Origin of the sequence: Pantoea sp. SIMBA_079, assembly GCF_046940275.1 — a bacterium.
Classification (GTDB): Bacteria; Pseudomonadota; Gammaproteobacteria; order Enterobacterales; family Enterobacteriaceae; genus Pantoea; species Pantoea borealis.
This window is the reverse complement of sequence record NZ_JAWRYR010000951.1, coordinates 1-234: the sequence shown is the minus strand read 5'-3', so window position 1 is coordinate 234 and position 234 is coordinate 1. Positions and strand designations below refer to the sequence as shown.

Below are 234 nucleotides of genomic sequence, written 5' to 3'. Positions count from 1 at the left end.
AGTGGAACAGGCTGTGATTGGCGAGTTCGTGGCCGCTGCGCGCGACCGCGCGCCCGTCCGCCAGCCGGCGCTGCACGCTGTCGGCCGACAGCGTCAGGTAGAAGCTGGCCTTCAGGCCGTGCCGGTACAACGCCGGGATCGCGGTGTCGAGTTGCGATTCGAGCGCATCGTCGTACGCCAGGCTGACTGCCGCACGCTGCCCCTCGGGCCAGGGGAAGGCCGGCGCGCCGGCCG

1 protein-coding gene is annotated in these 234 nt (G+C 72.2%); it reads right to left on the bottom strand.

Translation table 11 applies throughout. The features are described from left to right. Positions 1-234 (bottom strand): polysaccharide deacetylase family protein (locus tag SB719_RS22745; RefSeq protein ID WP_412160121.1); only part of this gene is annotated, 234 nt, incomplete at both ends.